The 17,162-nt window shown below is 69.7% G+C and carries 13 protein-coding genes; 8 read left to right on the top strand and 5 right to left on the bottom strand.

Annotated features, from left to right (window positions below):
- Positions 1-14: 14 nt before the first annotated feature.
- The 7 genes from ACZ56V_RS25330 (at position 15) to pgi (ending at position 9,040) form a co-directional block, all read left to right on the top strand.
- Positions 15-2,996, top strand: coding sequence for a M14 family metallopeptidase (locus tag ACZ56V_RS25330; protein WP_468945421.1), 2,982 nt, complete (start codon positions 15-17; stop codon positions 2,994-2,996).
- A gap of 227 nt (positions 2,997-3,223) precedes the next feature.
- A complete protein-coding gene (gap, locus tag ACZ56V_RS25325; protein WP_356371954.1) occupies positions 3,224-4,234 on the top strand; it encodes a type I glyceraldehyde-3-phosphate dehydrogenase in 1,011 nt (336 codons plus the stop codon).
- Positions 4,235-4,368: 134 nt separating this feature from the next.
- Positions 4,369-5,580: a phosphoglycerate kinase gene (locus ACZ56V_RS25320; RefSeq protein ID WP_468945417.1), complete on the top strand. Its 1,212-nt coding sequence runs from the start codon at positions 4,369-4,371 to the stop codon at positions 5,578-5,580.
- 5 nt (positions 5,581-5,585) lie between these two features.
- Positions 5,586-6,362, top strand: coding sequence for a triose-phosphate isomerase (gene tpiA / locus ACZ56V_RS25315; protein WP_398912570.1), 777 nt, complete (start codon positions 5,586-5,588; stop codon positions 6,360-6,362).
- A gap of 135 nt (positions 6,363-6,497) precedes the next feature.
- Positions 6,498-6,734 (top strand): preprotein translocase subunit SecG, encoded by a 237-nt coding sequence (gene secG / locus ACZ56V_RS25310; RefSeq protein WP_104634933.1) that lies wholly within the window; start codon positions 6,498-6,500, stop codon positions 6,732-6,734.
- A gap of 213 nt (positions 6,735-6,947) precedes the next feature.
- On the top strand, positions 6,948-7,283 hold the full coding sequence (locus tag ACZ56V_RS25305; protein WP_003976875.1) for an RNA polymerase-binding protein RbpA: 336 nt from the start codon (positions 6,948-6,950) through the stop codon (positions 7,281-7,283).
- A gap of 101 nt (positions 7,284-7,384) precedes the next feature.
- Positions 7,385-9,040 (top strand): glucose-6-phosphate isomerase, encoded by a 1,656-nt coding sequence (pgi, locus tag ACZ56V_RS25300; RefSeq protein WP_468945412.1) that lies wholly within the window; start codon positions 7,385-7,387, stop codon positions 9,038-9,040.
- Between the two features lie 128 nt (positions 9,041-9,168).
- Here the strand turns inward: pgi and pgl are convergent, their stop codons facing one another.
- Genes pgl through tkt form a run of 5 tightly spaced genes read right to left on the bottom strand, consistent with a single transcriptional unit; the run spans position 9,169 to position 15,778 of the window.
- Positions 9,169-9,954 (bottom strand): 6-phosphogluconolactonase, encoded by a 786-nt coding sequence (gene pgl / locus ACZ56V_RS25295; protein ID WP_398912566.1) that lies wholly within the window; start codon positions 9,952-9,954, stop codon positions 9,169-9,171.
- On the bottom strand, positions 9,951-11,015 hold the full coding sequence (gene opcA, locus ACZ56V_RS25290; protein ID WP_468945408.1) for a glucose-6-phosphate dehydrogenase assembly protein OpcA: 1,065 nt from the start codon (positions 11,013-11,015) through the stop codon (positions 9,951-9,953). The genes pgl and opcA overlap by 4 nt, the downstream gene beginning before the upstream one ends.
- Positions 11,012-12,535 (bottom strand): glucose-6-phosphate dehydrogenase, encoded by a 1,524-nt coding sequence (gene zwf, locus ACZ56V_RS25285; RefSeq protein ID WP_398912563.1) that lies wholly within the window; start codon positions 12,533-12,535, stop codon positions 11,012-11,014. The genes opcA and zwf overlap by 4 nt, the downstream gene beginning before the upstream one ends.
- Before the next feature lie 3 nt (positions 12,536-12,538).
- Positions 12,539-13,657: a transaldolase gene (tal, locus tag ACZ56V_RS25280; protein WP_398912561.1), complete on the bottom strand. Its 1,119-nt coding sequence runs from the start codon at positions 13,655-13,657 to the stop codon at positions 12,539-12,541.
- Between the two features lie 33 nt (positions 13,658-13,690).
- The gene (gene tkt / locus ACZ56V_RS25275; protein ID WP_398912559.1) at positions 13,691-15,778 is read right to left on the bottom strand and encodes a transketolase; all 2,088 of its coding nucleotides are present in this window, start codon (positions 15,776-15,778) and stop codon (positions 13,691-13,693) included.
- Between the two features lie 372 nt (positions 15,779-16,150).
- Between tkt and ACZ56V_RS25270 the strand changes: the two genes are divergently transcribed.
- On the top strand, positions 16,151-17,137 hold the full coding sequence (locus ACZ56V_RS25270; protein WP_467383962.1) for a heme o synthase: 987 nt from the start codon (positions 16,151-16,153) through the stop codon (positions 17,135-17,137).
- Positions 17,138-17,162: the final 25 nt, after the last annotated feature.

The following is a 17,162-nucleotide window of genomic DNA, read 5'->3' as shown; positions in this document are numbered from 1 at the left end:
ATCCAGGGGGTTTCATGAGACGAAGAGCGAGATCGATCCTCGCCGTCGGCGCACTCCTGATCGGCGGAGCGAGTTTCGCGCCCATCGCCCAGGCACAACCCGCGGACCCGGGGACCCCGGACGCGAACGAAGTGAAGGTCTTCCGCGCCGACGTCACCCGGGAGCAGGTACCCCTGCTGCTGGCCGCCGGCCAGGACGGCCACGAACTCGGCGAGCGGGTACCCGCCCGGGGTACGGCCGCCGTCGAGCTGTACCTCACCCGGAAACAGGCCGGCACGCTGGAGAAGCAGGGCGTCGACCTCACCGAGCACGCCCTGTCCACCCAGGCCGAGAAGCGGGTCGAGAGCGCCGCCGACGGCGTCTTCCGCCCCTACAGCGGCAGCGGCGGACTGCGCGAGGAGATCCTGCGGACCGCCCAGGAGAACCCGGGTCTGACCAAGGTCGTCTCCATCGGCAGGACCGTGAACGGCCAGGGCATCCTGGCGCTCAAGCTCACCAAGCACGCGAAGAAGTCCAAGGACGGCTCCAAGCCGTCCGTCCTCTACATGTCCAACCAGCACGCGCGCGAGTGGATCACCCCGGAGATGACCCGGCGGCTGATGCACCACTACCTGGACAACTACGAGAAGGACCGGCGGATCAGGCAGATCGTCGACTCCACCGAGCTGTGGTTCGTCCTGTCGGCCAACCCCGACGGTTACGATTACACCTTCGAGAGCACCGACAACCGCCTCTGGCGCAAGAACCTGCGCGACGTCAACGGCGACGGCGCCATCAGCACCGGCGACGGCGTCGACCTCAACCGCAACTTCGCCTACAAGTGGGGCTACGACGACGAGGGCTCGTCCCCCAACCCCACCAGCGAGACCTACCGCGGCGCGAGCCCCGGCTCCGAGCCCGAGACCAAGGCACTCGACGCCTTCCAGAAGCGGATCGGCTTCACGTACGGCATCAACTACCACTCCGCCGCCGAACTCCTCCTCTACGGCGTCGGCTGGCAGGTGGCCACCAACACCCCGGACGACGTCCTCTACAAGGCGCTGGCCGGGACCCCCGGCAACTCCGCGATCCCCGGCTACCACCCGCAGGTCTCCTCGGAGCTGTACACCACCAACGGCGAGGCCGACGGGCACGCGGCCAACGTCAACGGCATGGCGATGTTCACCCCGGAGATGTCGACCTGTCAGACGGCCTCCGACGTGGACCCCGACGACCAGTGGAACGCGCGCGACTGCCAGTCGGGCTTCAACTTCCCCGACGACGAGAAGCTGATCCAGCAGGAGTTCGCCAAGAACGTCCCGTTCGCGCTCTCCGTCGCCGAGACCGCCGCCCACCCCGACCGGCCGTCCTCCTCGGTCGGCCTGGACGCCGCCGACTTCACCCCGGCCCCCTTCACCACCTCCTACGCGCGCGGCGCCGACCAGGAGGTCTCCGTCGTCGTCCGCAAGTCCGTGCGCGACAAGGAGCTGAGGTACCGCGTCAACGGCGGACGCACGCACGACGCGGCGCTGCGGCCCTGGCGGGGCGGCGAGACGTACGGCGGTGAGGACAACCTCTACTTCGACGAGTACCGCGCCGTGGTCAGGGGCGCCGGCCCCGGCGACCGCGTCGAGGTCTGGTTCAGCGGCGAGACGCCGCGGGGAAGCCACGACCGGCACGGGAAGCACGGCAAGCGCACCGAGAGCGAGCACTTCACGTACACGGTCGCCGAGCGGTCCCGCGCCGACGTCCTCGTCGTCGCCGAGGAGGGCGCGAAGGCCACCCGGGCGCAGGCGTACGTCGAGGCGCTCAAGGCCAACGGCCGGCACGCCGCCGTCTGGGACGTCGCCACGCAGGGCGCTCCCGACGCGCTCGGCGTCCTCGGCCACTTCGGCACCGTCGTCCACTACACGGGCGCCGCGGTGCCCGGCAACGCCACCCAGCTCCAGCTGCGCGCCTTCCTCAACGAGGGCGGCAAGCTGATCGAGGCCGGCGAGCAGGCCGGCGGCGAGGTCGACCTCGGCGGCGGCACCCTGTCCGACGACTTCAGCCAGTACTACCTGGGCGCCTACACCCGCACCTCCACCTCCGGCGCCACCGGCTTCACCGGCTCCGGCAGGCTCGACAAGGCGGGCGGCACCCTCGGCGACGCCCCCGGCAACCCGCTGGACGCCGCCGGGACCTACAGCGTGACCTCCGACGAGCTGGACCCCGACACCTACCCGCAGTTCGCGAGCGAGGGCGCCGGGAAGTTCGCCGGGACGGTCAACCCGTACGGGCCCTACGCGGGGGAGTGGATGGCCGCCGCCGTTCACACCGACGACTCCTACAAGCGCCTGACCCGCACCGTCGACCTCACCGGTGTCACCGCCGCCGACCGTCCCACGCTCCGCACCCAGCTGCTGTGGGACACCGAACGCGGCTACGACCACGCCCTGGTCGAGGCGCACACCACCGGCGCCGACGACTGGACCACGCTCCCCGAGGCGAACGGCGCCACCGGCACGGCCGTGCCCGCGGAGTGCGGGGCCGGGTTCTACATGGGCGAGCACCCCTGGCTCGGGCACTACCTGACCCAGTCCGACGAGGGCTGCGCCGCCACCGGCACCACCGGGCAGTGGAACAGCCTCACCGGCTCCTCCGGCGGCTGGAAGCAGGTCGAGTTCGACCTGAGCGCCTACGCCGGGAAGTCCGTCGAGCTGTCGATCGCCTACGTCACCGACCCCGGCAGCGGCGGCCGCGGCGTCCTCGCCGACGAGGCCTCCCTGGTCGTCGGGGGCACGGCGACGCAGACCGAGGGCTTCGAGACCTCACTGGGCGCCTGGCGGGTCTCCGGACCGCCCGAGGGCAGCCCCGCCGTCCTGAAGGACTGGACCCGCACCGGGACGCTGTTCCAGACCTACGGCGCGGTCACCACGGACGACACCGTGCTGCTGGGCTTCGGCCTGGAGCACCTCGCCGGACCCGCCGCCCGCGCGGCACTGGTCCGGCAGGCGCTGCATGCCCTGGACGAGTGAATTCCGGTGTACGGGGGACTGACCCGGTGTAGCCACATCGGGTGATCGGTCCCCGTCGCCCAGGGCGGTCCGTACCCCTACCGGCGGGTACGGACCGCCCTGCCGGGTATGGGCCGTCTCGATGTCACCCCCGACGCCGTAGGGAGGTAGGGTCGGAGGTGGTCGGGGACATCCCAAATACAGCTCGCCGGCACATCGGGCCGGCGTACCAACGAGGAGATCGGTTCGTGACGATCCGCGTAGGCATCAACGGCTTTGGCCGCATCGGTCGTAACTACTTCCGCGCGCTGCTGGAGCAGGGTGCGGACATCGAGATCGTGGCTGTCAACGACCTGGGTGACACCGCGACCACCGCCCACCTGCTGAAGTACGACACCATCCTCGGCCGCCTCAAGGCGGAGGTCTCGCACACCGAGGACACCATCACCGTCGACGGCAGGACCATCAAGGTCCTGTCCGAGCGCAACCCGGCCGACATCCCGTGGGGCGAGCTGGGCGTCGACATCGTGATCGAGTCGACCGGCATCTTCACGAAGAAGGCGGACGCGGAGAAGCACATCGCCGGTGGCGCGAAGAAGGTCCTCATCTCGGCTCCGGCCAAGGACGAGGACATCACCATCGTGATGGGCGTCAACCAGGACAAGTACGACCCGGCGAACCACCACGTCATCTCCAACGCCTCCTGCACCACCAACTGCGTGGCGCCGATGGCCAAGGTCCTCGACGAGAACTTCGGCATCGTCAAGGGCCTGATGACGACGGTCCACGCGTACACGAACGACCAGCGCATCCTGGACTTCCCGCACAAGGACCTGCGCCGCGCCCGTGCCGCCGCGGAGAACATCATCCCGACCACCACGGGTGCCGCCAAGGCCACCGCGCTGGTTCTGCCGCAGCTCAAGGGCAAGCTCGACGGCATCGCGATGCGCGTCCCGGTCCCGACCGGATCGGCCACCGACCTGGTCGTGGAGCTCCAGCGCGAGGTCACCAAGGACGAGGTCAACGCCGCGTTCAAGAAGGCCGCCGACGACGGCGACCTCAAGGGCATCCTGTTCTACACCGAGGACGCGATCGTCTCCTCGGACATCGTCGGCGACCCGGCCTCCTGCACCTTCGACTCGTCCCTGACCATGGTCCAGGACGGCAAGTCGGTGAAGATCCTCGGCTGGTACGACAACGAGTGGGGCTACTCGAACCGCCTCGTCGACCTCACGGTCTTCGTCGGCAACCAGCTCTGATCGACTTCAGCAAGGCACCTCGATGCGGTAGCAGGGCTCGGACAGCGCAAGGTCGCGCTGCCCGGGCCCTGCGTCGCGTCCGCCGCCACCAGTCCTCGTAGGATCACGAGCGATCCGAGAACCCAGGAGCCCTCTTGAAGACGATCGACGAACTGCTCTCCGAAGGCGTCGCGGGCAAGCGCGTCTTCGTCCGCGCCGACCTGAACGTCCCGCTGGACGGCACCGCCATCACCGACGACGGCCGCATCCGCGCCGTGGTGCCCACCGTCAAGGCCCTGGCCGACGCCGGCGCCCGCGTGATCGTGGCCTCGCACCTGGGCCGCCCCAAGGGCGCCCCGGACCCCGCCTTCTCCCTCGCCCCGGCCGCCGCCCGCCTCGGTGAACTGCTCGGCGCCGACGTCGCCTTCGCCGAGGACACGGTCGGCAGCTCCGCCGAGGCCGTCGTCTCCGGCCTCGCCGACGGCCAGGTGGCCGTCATCGAGAACCTGCGCTTCAACGCGGGCGAGACCAGCAAGGACGACGCCGAGCGCGCCGCCTTCGCCGACAAGCTGGCCGGCCTCGCGGACGTCTACGTCGGCGACGGCTTCGGCGCGGTGCACCGGGGGCACGCGTCCGTCTTCGACCTGCCGAAGCGGCTCCCGCACTACGCCGGGTACCTCATCGCCACCGAGGTCGGCGTGCTCAAGAAGCTCACCGACGACGTGCGGCGCCCCTACGTCGTCGCCCTCGGCGGCGCCAAGGTCTCCGACAAGCTCGCCGTCATCGACCAGCTGCTCGGCAAGGCCGACCGGCTGCTCATCGGCGGCGGCATGGCGTACACCTTCCTCAAGGCCAAGGGGTACGAGGTCGGCATCTCCCTGCTCCAGGAGGACCAGGTCCCGGCGGTCAAGGAGTACATCGAGCGCGCCGAGAAGAACGGCGTCGAGCTGGTCCTGCCCGTCGACGTGCTGGTCGCGCGCGAGTTCCCCGACCTCAAGGCGAAGGCGCCGGCCAACCCCACCACCGTCGCCGCGGACGCCATCCCGGCCGACCAGGAGGGTCTGGACATCGGTCCCGAGACCCGCAAGCTGTACGCATCGAAGCTCGCCGACGCCGCCACCGTCTTCTGGAACGGGCCCATGGGCGTCTTCGAGCACCCCGACTACGCCGAGGGCACCAAAGCGGTTGCCCAGGCCCTCATCGACGCCCCGGGCTTCACCGTGGTCGGCGGCGGCGACTCCGCCGCGGCCGTGCGCACGCTCGGCTTCGACGAGAACGCATTCGGCCACATCTCGACCGGCGGCGGCGCCTCCCTCGAATACCTCGAGGGCAAGACGCTCCCCGGCCTCGCCGCACTGGAGGACTGACCCCGATGACCACCCGCACGCCGCTGATGGCGGGCAACTGGAAGATGAACCTCAACCACCTCGAGGCCATCGCCCACGTCCAGAAGCTCGCCTTCGCCCTCGCGGACAAGGACTACGACGCCGTCGAGGTCGCCGTCCTCGCCCCCTTCACCGACCTGCGCTCCGTGCAGACCCTGGTCGACGGGGACAAGCTCAAGATCAAGTACGGTGCCCAGGACATCTCCGCGCACGACGGCGGCGCCTACACCGGCGAGATCTCGGGCCCCATGCTGGCCAAGCTGAAGTGCGCGTACGTGGCCGTCGGCCACTCCGAGCGCCGGCAGTACCACGCCGAGACCGACGAGATCGTGAACGCCAAGGTCAAGGCCGCCTACAAGCACGGCCTGACCCCGATCCTGTGCGTCGGCGAGGAGCTGGACGTCCGCGAGGTGGGCAACCACGTCGAGCACACCCTCGCCCAGGTCGAGGGCGGTCTCAAGGACCTCCCGGCCGAGCAGGCCGAGACCGTCGTGATCGCCTACGAGCCCGTGTGGGCCATCGGCACCGGCAAGGTCTGCGGCGCCGACGACGCCCAGGAGGTCTGCGCGGCGATCCGCGGCAAGCTCGCCGAGCTGTACTCCCAGGAGCTGGCCGACAAGGTCCGCATCCAGTACGGCGGCTCCGTCAAGTCCGGCAACGTCGCCGAGATCATGGCGAAGCCCGACATCGACGGCGCCCTGGTCGGCGGCGCCTCGCTGGACTCGGACGAGTTCGTCAAGATCGTCCGCTTCCGCGACCAGTAGCCGGCGACTGGTCGAGAGGCAGATCGACCAGTGAGTATGCGCTAGCGGCGATACGTCGTACCCTTGCGGGGGCATGGTGGCCTGCTGTCACCCTGCCCCCGTCGTTCATCCGAATCCGAGGAAGTTGGTCCAGCCGTGGTTTTGGGGTTCTCGATCGCCCTGATCGTCTTCAGCCTGCTGCTGATGCTGCTGGTGCTGATGCACAAGGGGAAGGGCGGCGGCCTCTCCGACATGTTCGGTGGCGGCATGCAGTCGTCCGTCGGCGGCTCCTCGGTCGCCGAGCGCAACCTCGACCGGATCACCGTGGTGGTCGGTCTGTGCTGGTTCGCCTGCATCATGGTGCTCGGCCTGATGATGAAAGCCAACAACTGACCGGTCGCACCGACCCGTCACACACTTGTGCACGTAAAGCCCCATGTCCGGTACGCGCCTCACCGCGCCGCCTATCATGGGGCTTGCGTCTGCGCACTGGAGCTTGTAACTCCAATCACTGGACGCGCGTTGGGCCTTACGTAGACTGAGGCGCTCGCAGTGAAGCGAAACGCCGACTCGCTTCGCGGCACCATCACGCAGGGAGTTACGACCGTGGCAAGTGGCAACGCGATCCGGGGAAGCCGGGTCGGGGCGGGGCCGATGGGCGAGGCCGAGCGCGGCGAGTCCGCGCCGCGTCTGCGCATCTCCTTCTGGTGCTCCAACGGACACGAGACACAGCCGAGCTTCGCGAGCGACGCCCAGGTCCCGGAGACCTGGGACTGCCCGCGCTGCGGCTTCCCCGCCGGACAGGACCGGGACAACCCGCCGGACCCGCCGCGCACCGAGCCCTACAAGACCCACCTCGCGTACGTGCGCGAGCGCCGCAGCGACGCGGACGGCGAGGCGATCCTCGCCGAGGCACTCGCGAAACTGCGCGGCGAGATCTAGTTCCGTCTCCGTCGGACGCCCTCATTCCTGATCATCTAGGTTGGAACAGCTGTACAGCCGGGACAGCTGGGACACCCCAAGGAAGAAGGCTGACGTCCGACATGAACGCAGACGGCCGTACCAGGCTCCACCAGACGCCCGAATGGGCCGCGCTGGCCAGGCACCGCGAGCAGCTCGGCGAGGTGCGGCTGCGCGAGTTGTTCGACGCGGACCCGGGGCGCGGCACCGGCTGGACGCTCCGCGTGGGAGACCTGTACGTCGACCACTCCAAGCACCTCGCCACCGACGAGACCCTGCGGCTGCTGCGTGAGCTGGCCGCCGCCACCGGCGTGTTCGGGCTGCGGGACGCGATGTTCCGCGGTGAGCGCATCAACATCACCGAGGACCGGGCGGTGCTGCACACCGCGCTGCGGGCCCCGCGGGACGCGGTGATCGAGGTCGACGGCGAGAACGTCGTCCCCAAGGTGCACGCCGTGCTCGACAGGATGGCCGGCTTCGCCGACCGGGTCCGGGGCGGCGAGTGGACCGGTCACACCGGCAAGCGCATCCGGAACGTCGTCAACATCGGCATCGGCGGCTCCGACCTCGGTCCCGCGATGGCCTACGAGGCGCTGCGGGCCTTCACCGACCGCTCGCTCACCCTCCGCTTCGTGTCCAACGTGGACGGCGCCGACCTGCACGAGGCGGTCCGGGACCTGGACCCGGCCGAGACGCTGTTCGTCATCGCCTCCAAGACCTTCACGACCATCGAGACGATCACCAACGCCACCTCGGCGCGGTCCTGGCTGCTGGACGCGTTCGACGGCGACGAGAAGGCGGTCGCCAAGCACTTCGTGGCGCTGTCGACCAACGCCGGGAAGGTCGCCGGGTTCGGCATCGACACGGCCAACATGTTCGAGTTCTGGGACTGGGTCGGCGGCCGGTACTCCTTCGACTCGGCGATCGGGCTCTCCCTGATGATCGCCATCGGCCCGGACCGCTTCCGGGAGATGCTCGACGGCTTCCACCTCGTCGACGAGCACTTCCGCACCGCCCCCGCCGAGTCCAACGTGCCTTTGCTGATGGGCCTGTTGGGCGTCTGGTACGGCGACTTCCTGGGCGCGCAGTCGCACGCGGTCCTGCCGTACAGCCACTATCTGTCGAAGTTCACCGCGTACCTCCAGCAGCTGGACATGGAGTCCAACGGCAAGTCCGTCGACCGCGACGGCAACCCGGTGGAGTGGCAGACCGGGCCGGTGGTCTGGGGCACGCCGGGCACCAACGGGCAGCACGCGTACTACCAGTTGATCCACCAGGGCACGAAGCTGATCCCGGCGGACTTCATCGGCTTCGCGCGGCCGGTGGGGGAGCTGAGCGACGGGCTGAAGGCCCAGCACGACCTGCTCATGGCCAACTTCTTCGCGCAGACCCAGGCGCTCGCCTTCGGCAAGACCCCGGACGAGGTACGCGCCGAGGGAGTGCCCGAGGAACTGGTCCCGCACAAGACCTTCCGCGGCGACCACCCGACGACGACGATCCTGGCCCGTGAGCTGACGCCGTCGGTGCTGGGGCAGCTCGTCGCGCTGTACGAGCACAAGGTGTTCGTGCAGGGCGCGATCTGGAACATCGACTCCTTCGACCAGTGGGGCGTCGAACTCGGCAAGGTGCTCGCCAAGCGCGTCGAACCCGCCCTCACCGAGGGCGCCGACGTGCCCGGCCTCGACCCGTCCACGACCGCGCTGGTCGCCGCCTACCGGGAGTTGCGCGGGCGGGTGTGAACATGCCGAAGGGGCGGCGGGAGGTTGTCGCCCCCGCCGCCCCTTCCCGTTCCCGTCCCTGGGGGCTGCCGCCCCCAGACCCCCGCTTCGGCCTGAACGGCCTCGTCCTCAAACGCCGGACGGGCTGGTCAGGCCGACGCCGGTGGATACAGCGACCTCGGAAGTTGGGACGCCGCCGACGAGTCCAGCAGCCACAGGGTGCGGGCGCGGCCCCGGGCGCCCGCTGCCGGGGCCTGGATCTCGCCCGCGCCCGACAGGGCCATCGCCACCGCGTTCGCCTTGTCCTCGCCCGCCGCGAGCAGCCACACCTCGCGGGCGGCGCGGATCGCGGGCAGGGTCAGGGAGATGCGGATGGGCGGCGGCTTGGGGGAGCCGTGGACGCCGATCACCGTGCGCTCCGTCTCCCGGACTCCCGGGTGCTCCGGGAAGAGCGACGCCACGTGGGTGTCCGGGCCGACACCGAGGAGCAGGACGTCGAAGGACGGGACGGCCGCGTGGTTCTCGGGGACGGAGGCCGTGGCCAGCTCCTGGGCGTAGGCCGCCGCTGCCGCCTCCACGTCCGAGCCGTAGGGGCCGTCGGACGGCGCCATCGCGTGCACCCGCTTCGGGTCCAGCGGCACCGCGTCGAGCAGCGCCTCGCGCGCCTGGGTGACGTTGCGCTCCGGGTCGCCCTCCGGCAGGAAGCGCTCGTCGCCCCACCACAGGTCGAGCCGGCCCCAGTCGATCGCGTCCCGGGCCGGGGAGCCGGCCAGTGCCGCGAGCAGACCGTTGCCGTTGCGGCCGCCGGTGAGGACCACGGACGCGCTGCCCCGGGAGGCCTGCGCGTCCACGATCTTCGTGATCAGGCGGGCCGCCGCGGCCTCGGCCATCAGCTCCTTGTCGCGGTGCACGACCAGCTGCGGGGTGTCGCTCATTTCGCCGCCGCCTTCCTCACCGGTGCCTTCTCCTGTGCCGCGTCCTTCGCTGGAGCCTTCGCGACCGTCCCGACGGGAGCGGCGACCGCGCTGGCGCCTTTTCCGTCGCCCGCGGCCCCTTCGTCCCCTTTGGCCGGTGTGTTCAGCCGGTCCACCCCGTAGCGCAGCGCCGAGGCGTACGTGTCGTCCGGGTCCAGGCGCCGCAGCTCCTCCGCGATCAGCTCGGCCGTCTCACGGCGCTTGAGCGCGACCGCGCGGGCCGGCTGGCCCTGGATGGAGAGGTTCGCCAGCGAGCCGTCGGCCCGGTCCAGGACCACCGGACCGCAGTCGGTGTCCATGCGGACCGCGGTGAGACCCGGTCCGCTCGACACCGTGCGCCGCACCGGCACGTCCAGCCGGTCGGCGAGCCACATCGCGAGCAGTTCACAGCTCGGGTTGAACTCCTCGCCCTCCACCTCGACCGACTGCACCTCGCAGTCGACCTGGTCGAGGGCCGCCGCCAGCATCGAGCGCCACGGCGTGATGCGGGTCCACGACAGGTCCGTGTCGCCCGGCGCGTAGGCGTCGGCACGGGCCACCAGCTCCCGTATCGGCTCCTCGCAGGCGTAGGTGTCGGTGACGCGGCGCTGGGCGAGGGCGCCCAGCGGGTCCTTCGCCGGGTCCAGCGGCGCGTTCGCCGGCCACCAGACCACGACCGGTGCGTCCGGCAGCAGCAGCGGCAGGACCACCGACTGGGCGTGGTCGACGACGTCGCCGTACAGCCGCAGCACGATCGTCTCGCCGGTGCCCGCGTCGGCACCGAGGCGCACCTCGGCGTCCAGCCGGGACTGGGTGCGGTCCCGGGGCGAGCGCGAGACCCGCTTGATGACCAGGAGCGTGCGCGAGGGGTGCTCGTGCGCGGCGTCGCTCGCGGCCTTCAGCGCGTCGTAGGCGTTCTCCTCGTCGGTGACGATGACCAGGGTGAGCACCATGCCCACGGCCGGGGTGCCGATGGCCCGGCGGCCGAGCACCAGCGCCTTGTTGATCTTGCTGGCCGTGGTGTCCGTGAGGTCGGTCTTCATGGCCGGCGCCAGCTCCGTCCGTCTCGTTCCAGCATGTCGTCCGCCTCCACGGGCCCCCAGGTGCCGGCCGGGTACTGGGCAGGGGTGCCGTGCGCGTCCCAGTACTCCTCGATCGGGTCGAGGATCTTCCAGGACAGCTCGACCTCCTCCGTGCGCGGGAAGAGGTTGGCGTCGCCGAGCAGCACGTCGAGGATCAGGCGCTCGTACGCCTCCGGGCTCGACTCCGTGAAGGACTCGCCGTACGCGAAGTCCATCGACACGTCCCGGATCTCCATCGACGTGCCCGGCACCTTGGAACCGAAGCGCACGGTGACGCCCTCGTCGGGCTGCACGCGGATGACGATCGCGTTCGAGCCGAGTTCCTCGGTGGCCGTCGTGTCGAAGGGGGAGTGCGGGGCCCGCTGGAAGACGACCGCGATCTCCGTGACCCGGCGGCCGAGCCGCTTGCCGGTGCGCAGGTAGAAGGGGACGCCCGCCCAGCGGCGGTTGTCGATGCCGACCTTGATCGCGGCGTAGGTGTCGGTCTTCGACTTGGGGTCGATGCCCTCCTCCTCCAGGTAGCCGACGGCCTTGGCGCCGCCCTGCCACCCGGCCGCGTACTGGCCGCGCACGGTGTCCCGGCCCAGGTCCTTGGGAAGGCGGACCGCGCCGAGCACCTTGGTCTTCTCCGCCGCCAGCGCGTCCGCGTCGAAGGAGGCGGGCTCCTCCATGGCGGTCAGCGCGAGCAGCTGGAGCAGGTGGTTCTGGATGACGTCGCGCGCCGCGCCGATGCCGTCGTAGTACCCGGCCCGGCCGCCGATGCCGATGTCCTCGGCCATGGTGATCTGGATGTGGTCGACATAGGACCGGTTCCAGATCGGCTCGAACATCGTGTTGGCGAAGCGCAGCGCCAGGATGTTCTGGACGGTCTCCTTGCCCAGGTAGTGGTCGATGCGGAAGACCTGGTCGGAGCCGAAGACCTCGTGGACGATCGCGTTCAGTTCCTCGGCCGACTTGAGATCGTGGCCGAACGGCTTCTCGATCACCGCGCGCCGCCAGGAGCCGCCCGTCTGGTCGGCGAGACCGTGCTTCTTCAGCTGCTGGATGACCACCGGGAACGACTTCGGCGGCACCGACAGGTAGAAGGCGAAGTTGCCGCCCGTGCCCTGTGCCTTGTCCAGCTCCTCGATGGTGCCGCGCAGCCGCTCGAAGGCGTCGTCGTCGTCGAAGGTGCCCTGGACGAAGCGCATCCCCTGGATGAGCTGCTGCCAGACCTCCTCGCGGAACGGCGTGCGGGAGTGTTCCTTGACGGCGTCGTGCACGACCTGGGCGAAGTCCTCGTGCTCCCAGTCGCGGCGGGCGAACCCGACGAGCGAGAAGCCCGGCGGCAGCAGGCCCCGGTTGGCGAGGTCGTACACGGCGGGCATGAGCTTCTTGCGGGACAGATCGCCGGTGACGCCGAAAATGACCAGACCCGACGGCCCCGCGATACGCGGGAGCCGTCGGTCTGCGGGGTCACGCAGCGGATTGCTGCTCGACAATTTCTAGCCCTTCGAGGGAGCGAGGCGCTTGAGCTCCGCCTCCGTGGACTTCAGCAGGTCGTTCCAGGCGTCCTCGAACTTGTCGACGCCTTCCTTCTCCAGCAGCTGGACCACCTCGTCGTAGGAGATCCCGAGCTTCTCGACCGCGTCGAGGTCCGCGCGGGCCTGCTCGTACGTCCCGGAGACGGTGTCGCCGGTGATCTCGCCGTGGTCCTCGGCGGCGAACAGGGTCGCCTCCGGCATGGTGTTCACCGTGTTGGGCGCCACCAGGTCGGTGACGTACATGGTGTCGCTGTACGCCTTGTCCTTCACGCCGGTCGACGCCCACAGCGGACGCTGCTTGTTGGCGCCGGCCTTCTCCAGGGCGGCCCAGCGGTCGGTGCCGAAGACCTCCTCGTACGCCTGGTAGGCGAGGCGGGCGTTGGCGACGGCGGCCTTGCCGCGCAGGGCCTTGGCCTCGTCGGTGCCGAGCGCGTCGATCCGCTTGTCGATCTCGGTGTCCACGCGGGAGACGAAGAAGGACGCCACCGAGTGGATCTGCGAGAGGTCCAGGCCGCGCTCCTTGGCCTTCTCCAGGCCGGTCAGGAAGGCGTCCATGACCTTGCGGTACCGCTCCAGCGAGAAGATCAGCGTGACGTTGACGCTGATGCCCAGGCCGATGGTCTCGGCGATCGCCGGGATGCCCGCCTCGGTGGCCGGGATCTTGATCAGCGTGTTGGGCCGGTCCACCAGCCACGCGAGCTGCTTGGCCTCGGCGACCGTCGCCCGGGTGTTGTGGGCGAGACGCGGGTCGACCTCGATGGAGACCCGGCCGTCCTTGCCGCCGGTGTTGTCGAACACCGGGCGGAGGATGTCGGCGGCGTCGCGGACGTCCGCCGTGGTGATCATGCGGATCGCCTCTTCCACCGTCACCTCGCGGGCGGCGAGGTCGGTGAGCTGCGTGTCGTAGCCGTCGCCCTGCGAGATCGCCTTCTGGAAGATCGACGGGTTGGTGGTGACGCCCACGACGTGCTGCTGGTCGATCAGCTCGGCGAGGTTGCCGGACGTGATCCGCTTGCGGGACAGGTCGTCCAGCCAGATCGCGACGCCTTCGTCGGAGAGGCGCTTGAGTGCGTCTGTCATGGAAAATGCATCTCCTACTGTCGTGTGTCAGCGTCAGCGCTGGGCTGCGGCGATCGATTCCCGGGCGGCGGAGGCCACGTTCTCGGCGGTGAAACCGAACTCCTTGAAGAGCACCTTGGCGTCCGCCGAAGCACCGAAGTGCTCCAGGGAGACGATCCGGCCGGCGTCCCCCACGTACTTGTGCCAGGTCAGGCCGATCCCGGCCTCGACCGCGACCCTGGCCTTCACCGACGGGGGCAGGACGCTGTCCCGGTACCCCTGGTCCTGCTGCTCGAACCACTCCACGGACGGCATGGACACCACACGGGTCGGCACACCGTCGGCCTGGAGCGCCTCACGGGCCTCCACCGCCACGTGCACCTCGGAGCCGGTCGCGATCAGGACCACCTGCGCGTCGCCGCCTTCGGCCTCGAACAGTACGTAGCCGCCCTTGGCCGCGTCCTCGTTGGGCTCGTACGTCGGCACGCCCTGGCGGGTCAGCGCCAGACCGTGCGGCTGGCCCTTGCCGAACTCCTTCGTCCAGCGGCGCAGGATCTCCCGCCAGGCGATCGCCGTCTCGTTGGCGTCGGCCGGACGGACCACGTTCAGGCCCGGGATGGCGCGCAGCGAGGCCAGGTGCTCGACCGGCTGGTGGGTCGGGCCGTCCTCGCCCAGACCGATGGAGTCGTGCGTCCACACGTACGTCACCGGCAGGTGCATCAGCGCCGACAGCCGCACCGCGTTGCGCATGTAGTCCGAGAAGACCAGGAACGTTCCGCCGTAGATGCGGGTGTTCCCGTGCAGCGCGATGCCGTTCATCTCCGCGGCCATCGCGTGCTCGCGGATGCCGAAGTGGATGGTGCGGCCGTACGGGTCCGCCTCCGGCAGCGGGTTGCCCGCGGGGAGGAAGGACGACGTCTTGTCGATCGTCGTGTTGTTCGAGCCGGCCAGGTCGGCCGAGCCGCCCCACAGCTCCGGGATCACCGCGCCGAGCGCCTGGAGCACCTTGCCGGACGCGGCACGGGTCGCGAGGCCCTTGCCCGCCTCGAAGACCGGGATCTTCTCCTCCCAGCCCGTGGGCAGCTCGCCCTTGGCGACGCGGTCGTACTCGGCGGCGCGCTCCGGGTTGTTGTCCCGCCACTGCTGGAAGGACTTCTCCCACACCGCGCGGGCCGCCTGCCCCTTCTCCAGGGCCTTGCGGGTGTGCTCGATGACCTCGTCGGAGACCTCGAAGGACTTCTCCGGGTCGAAGCCCAGGACCCGCTTGGTCGCCGCGACCTCGTCGTCGCCGAGCGCCGAGCCGTGCGCGGCCTCGGTGTTCTGCGCGTTCGGGGCGGGCCAGGCGATGATCGAGCGCATGGCGATGAAGGACGGCCGGTCGGTGACCCGCTTCGCCGCCTCGATCGCGTCGTAGATCGCGTTCGGGTCCAGGTCGCCGTCCGGCTTCGGGGCGACGCGCTGGACGTGCCAGCCGTACGCCTCGTACCGCTTGCAGGTGTCCTCGGAGACGGCGGTCTCGGTGTCACCCTCGATGGAGATGTGGTTGTCGTCCCACAAAAGCACCAGGTTGCCGAGCTTCTGGTGTCCGGCGAGCGAGGACGCCTCGGAGGAGATGCCCTCCTGGAGGCAGCCGTCACCGGCGATGCAGTAGACGAAGTGGTCGAACGGGGAGGTGCCCTCGGGGGCCTCCGGGTCGAACAGGCCGCGCTCGTAGCGGGCGGCCATCGCCATGCCCACCGCGTTGGCCACGCCCTGGCCCAGCGGACCGGTCGTGGTCTCCACGCCCGTGGTGTGGCCGTACTCCGGGTGACCGGGGGTCTTGGAGCCCCAGGTGCGGAAGGACTCGAGGTCCGCCAGCTCCAGGCCGAAGCCGGCCAGGTACAGCTGGGTGTAGAGGGTCAGGGACGAGTGGCCCGCGGACAGCACGAAACGGTCGCGCCCGACCCAGTTCGCGTCGGCGGGGTCGTGCCGCATCACCTTCTGGAAGAGGGTGTAGGCGGCGGGCGCCAGGCTCATCGCCGTACCCGGATGGCCGTTGCCAACCTTCTGTACGGCATCGGCGGCCAGGACGCGGGCGGTGTCCACGGCCCGCTGGTCCAGTTCGGTCCACTCGAGGTCTGTGGTGGTCGGCTTGGTGCTCACCCTGAGTCAGGGCTCCTCTCCACATGTCGGTTGCCGGTGCACGAGTGCACGGGCTGCCGGCGCGTCCGTGAGTCGGCCGGCCATTGCCGAGCCTACCCCCGTAAGTACGTGCGTTTTTCCGCTGGAAACCAGACTGCCGGGACTCTTGTCGATCCGCCTGTCGACTGGGCGAAACCGCATTCGGCAAGTGAATACGGAGCCGCTCATCTGACCGCTCAATCGACTCTCCGAACGCACGTCGGAGCACCCGCGCCAACACGAGCCCACCCCCGCGAAGGCCGAGGTATGGGCAACGTCTAAAGTGGCGTGGTACGCGCGAGCCTTTACCGCCACTTCACACGGGGGAGGCTCGCTGGGATGTCTCTGTCAGGGGTGTGCGTGACGGCCGTTGAATCCCGTCCTGCGGGTGGGGGTACCTCCCATGCCCTTAAGGCAATGGGGGATATCGGGACGAGCCAGAGCCCGAGTCACCGGCCGTTCGGGGCCCGTGTCAAGGCGTTCGTGGCGCTGACCAAGCCGCGGATCATCGAGCTTCTGCTGATCACCACCGTTCCGGTGATGTTCCTCGCCGAACAGGGTGTTCCGAATCTGAAGCTGGTGCTGCTGACCTGCGTCGGCGGTTACCTGTCGGCCGGCGGCGCCAACGCGCTGAACATGTACATCGACCGCGACATCGACGCGCTGATGGACCGGACCTCGCAGCGCCCGCTGGTGACCGGCATGGTCAGCCCGGTCGAATGCCTCGTCTTCGGCATCGCCCTGGCCGTCGTCTCCACGCTGCTGTTCGGGTTCACCGTCAACTGGCTGTCGGCCTGGCTCTCGCTCGGCGCGCTCCTCTTCTACGTCGTCGTCTACACGATGATCCTCAAGCGCCGCACCTCGCAGAACATCGTCTGGGGCGGCATCGCCGGCTGCCTGCCGGTGCTCATCGGCTGGTCGGCCGTGACCAACTCGATGTCCTGGGCGCCGATCATCCTCTTCGGGGTGATGTTCTTCTGGACGCCGCCGCACTACTGGCCGCTGTCCATGAAGGTCAAGGAGGACTACGCGCGCGTCGGCGTGCCGATGCTCCCGGTGATCGCCTCCAACAAGGTGGTCGCCCGGCAGATCGTCATCTACAGCTGGGTGATGGTCGTCGTGTCGCTGCTGCTGCAGCCGCTCGGCTACACCGGCTGGTTCTACACGGCGGTCGCCGTGGCGGCCGGCGGCATGTGGCTGTGGGAGGCACACGGGCTCCAGAACCGCGCCAAGGCCGAGGTGACGGGCGGCAAGCTCAAGGAGATGCGGCTGTTCCACTGGTCCATCACCTATGTGTCGGTGCTGTTCCTCGCCATCGCGGTGGACCCCTTCCTGCGTTGAGACGCCGAAGACCCCGTGTACGGGC

The sequence above is a fragment of the Streptomyces sp. NPDC034099 genome, from assembly GCF_055575415.1.
This window is presented reverse-complemented; position numbering and strand designations above follow the sequence as displayed.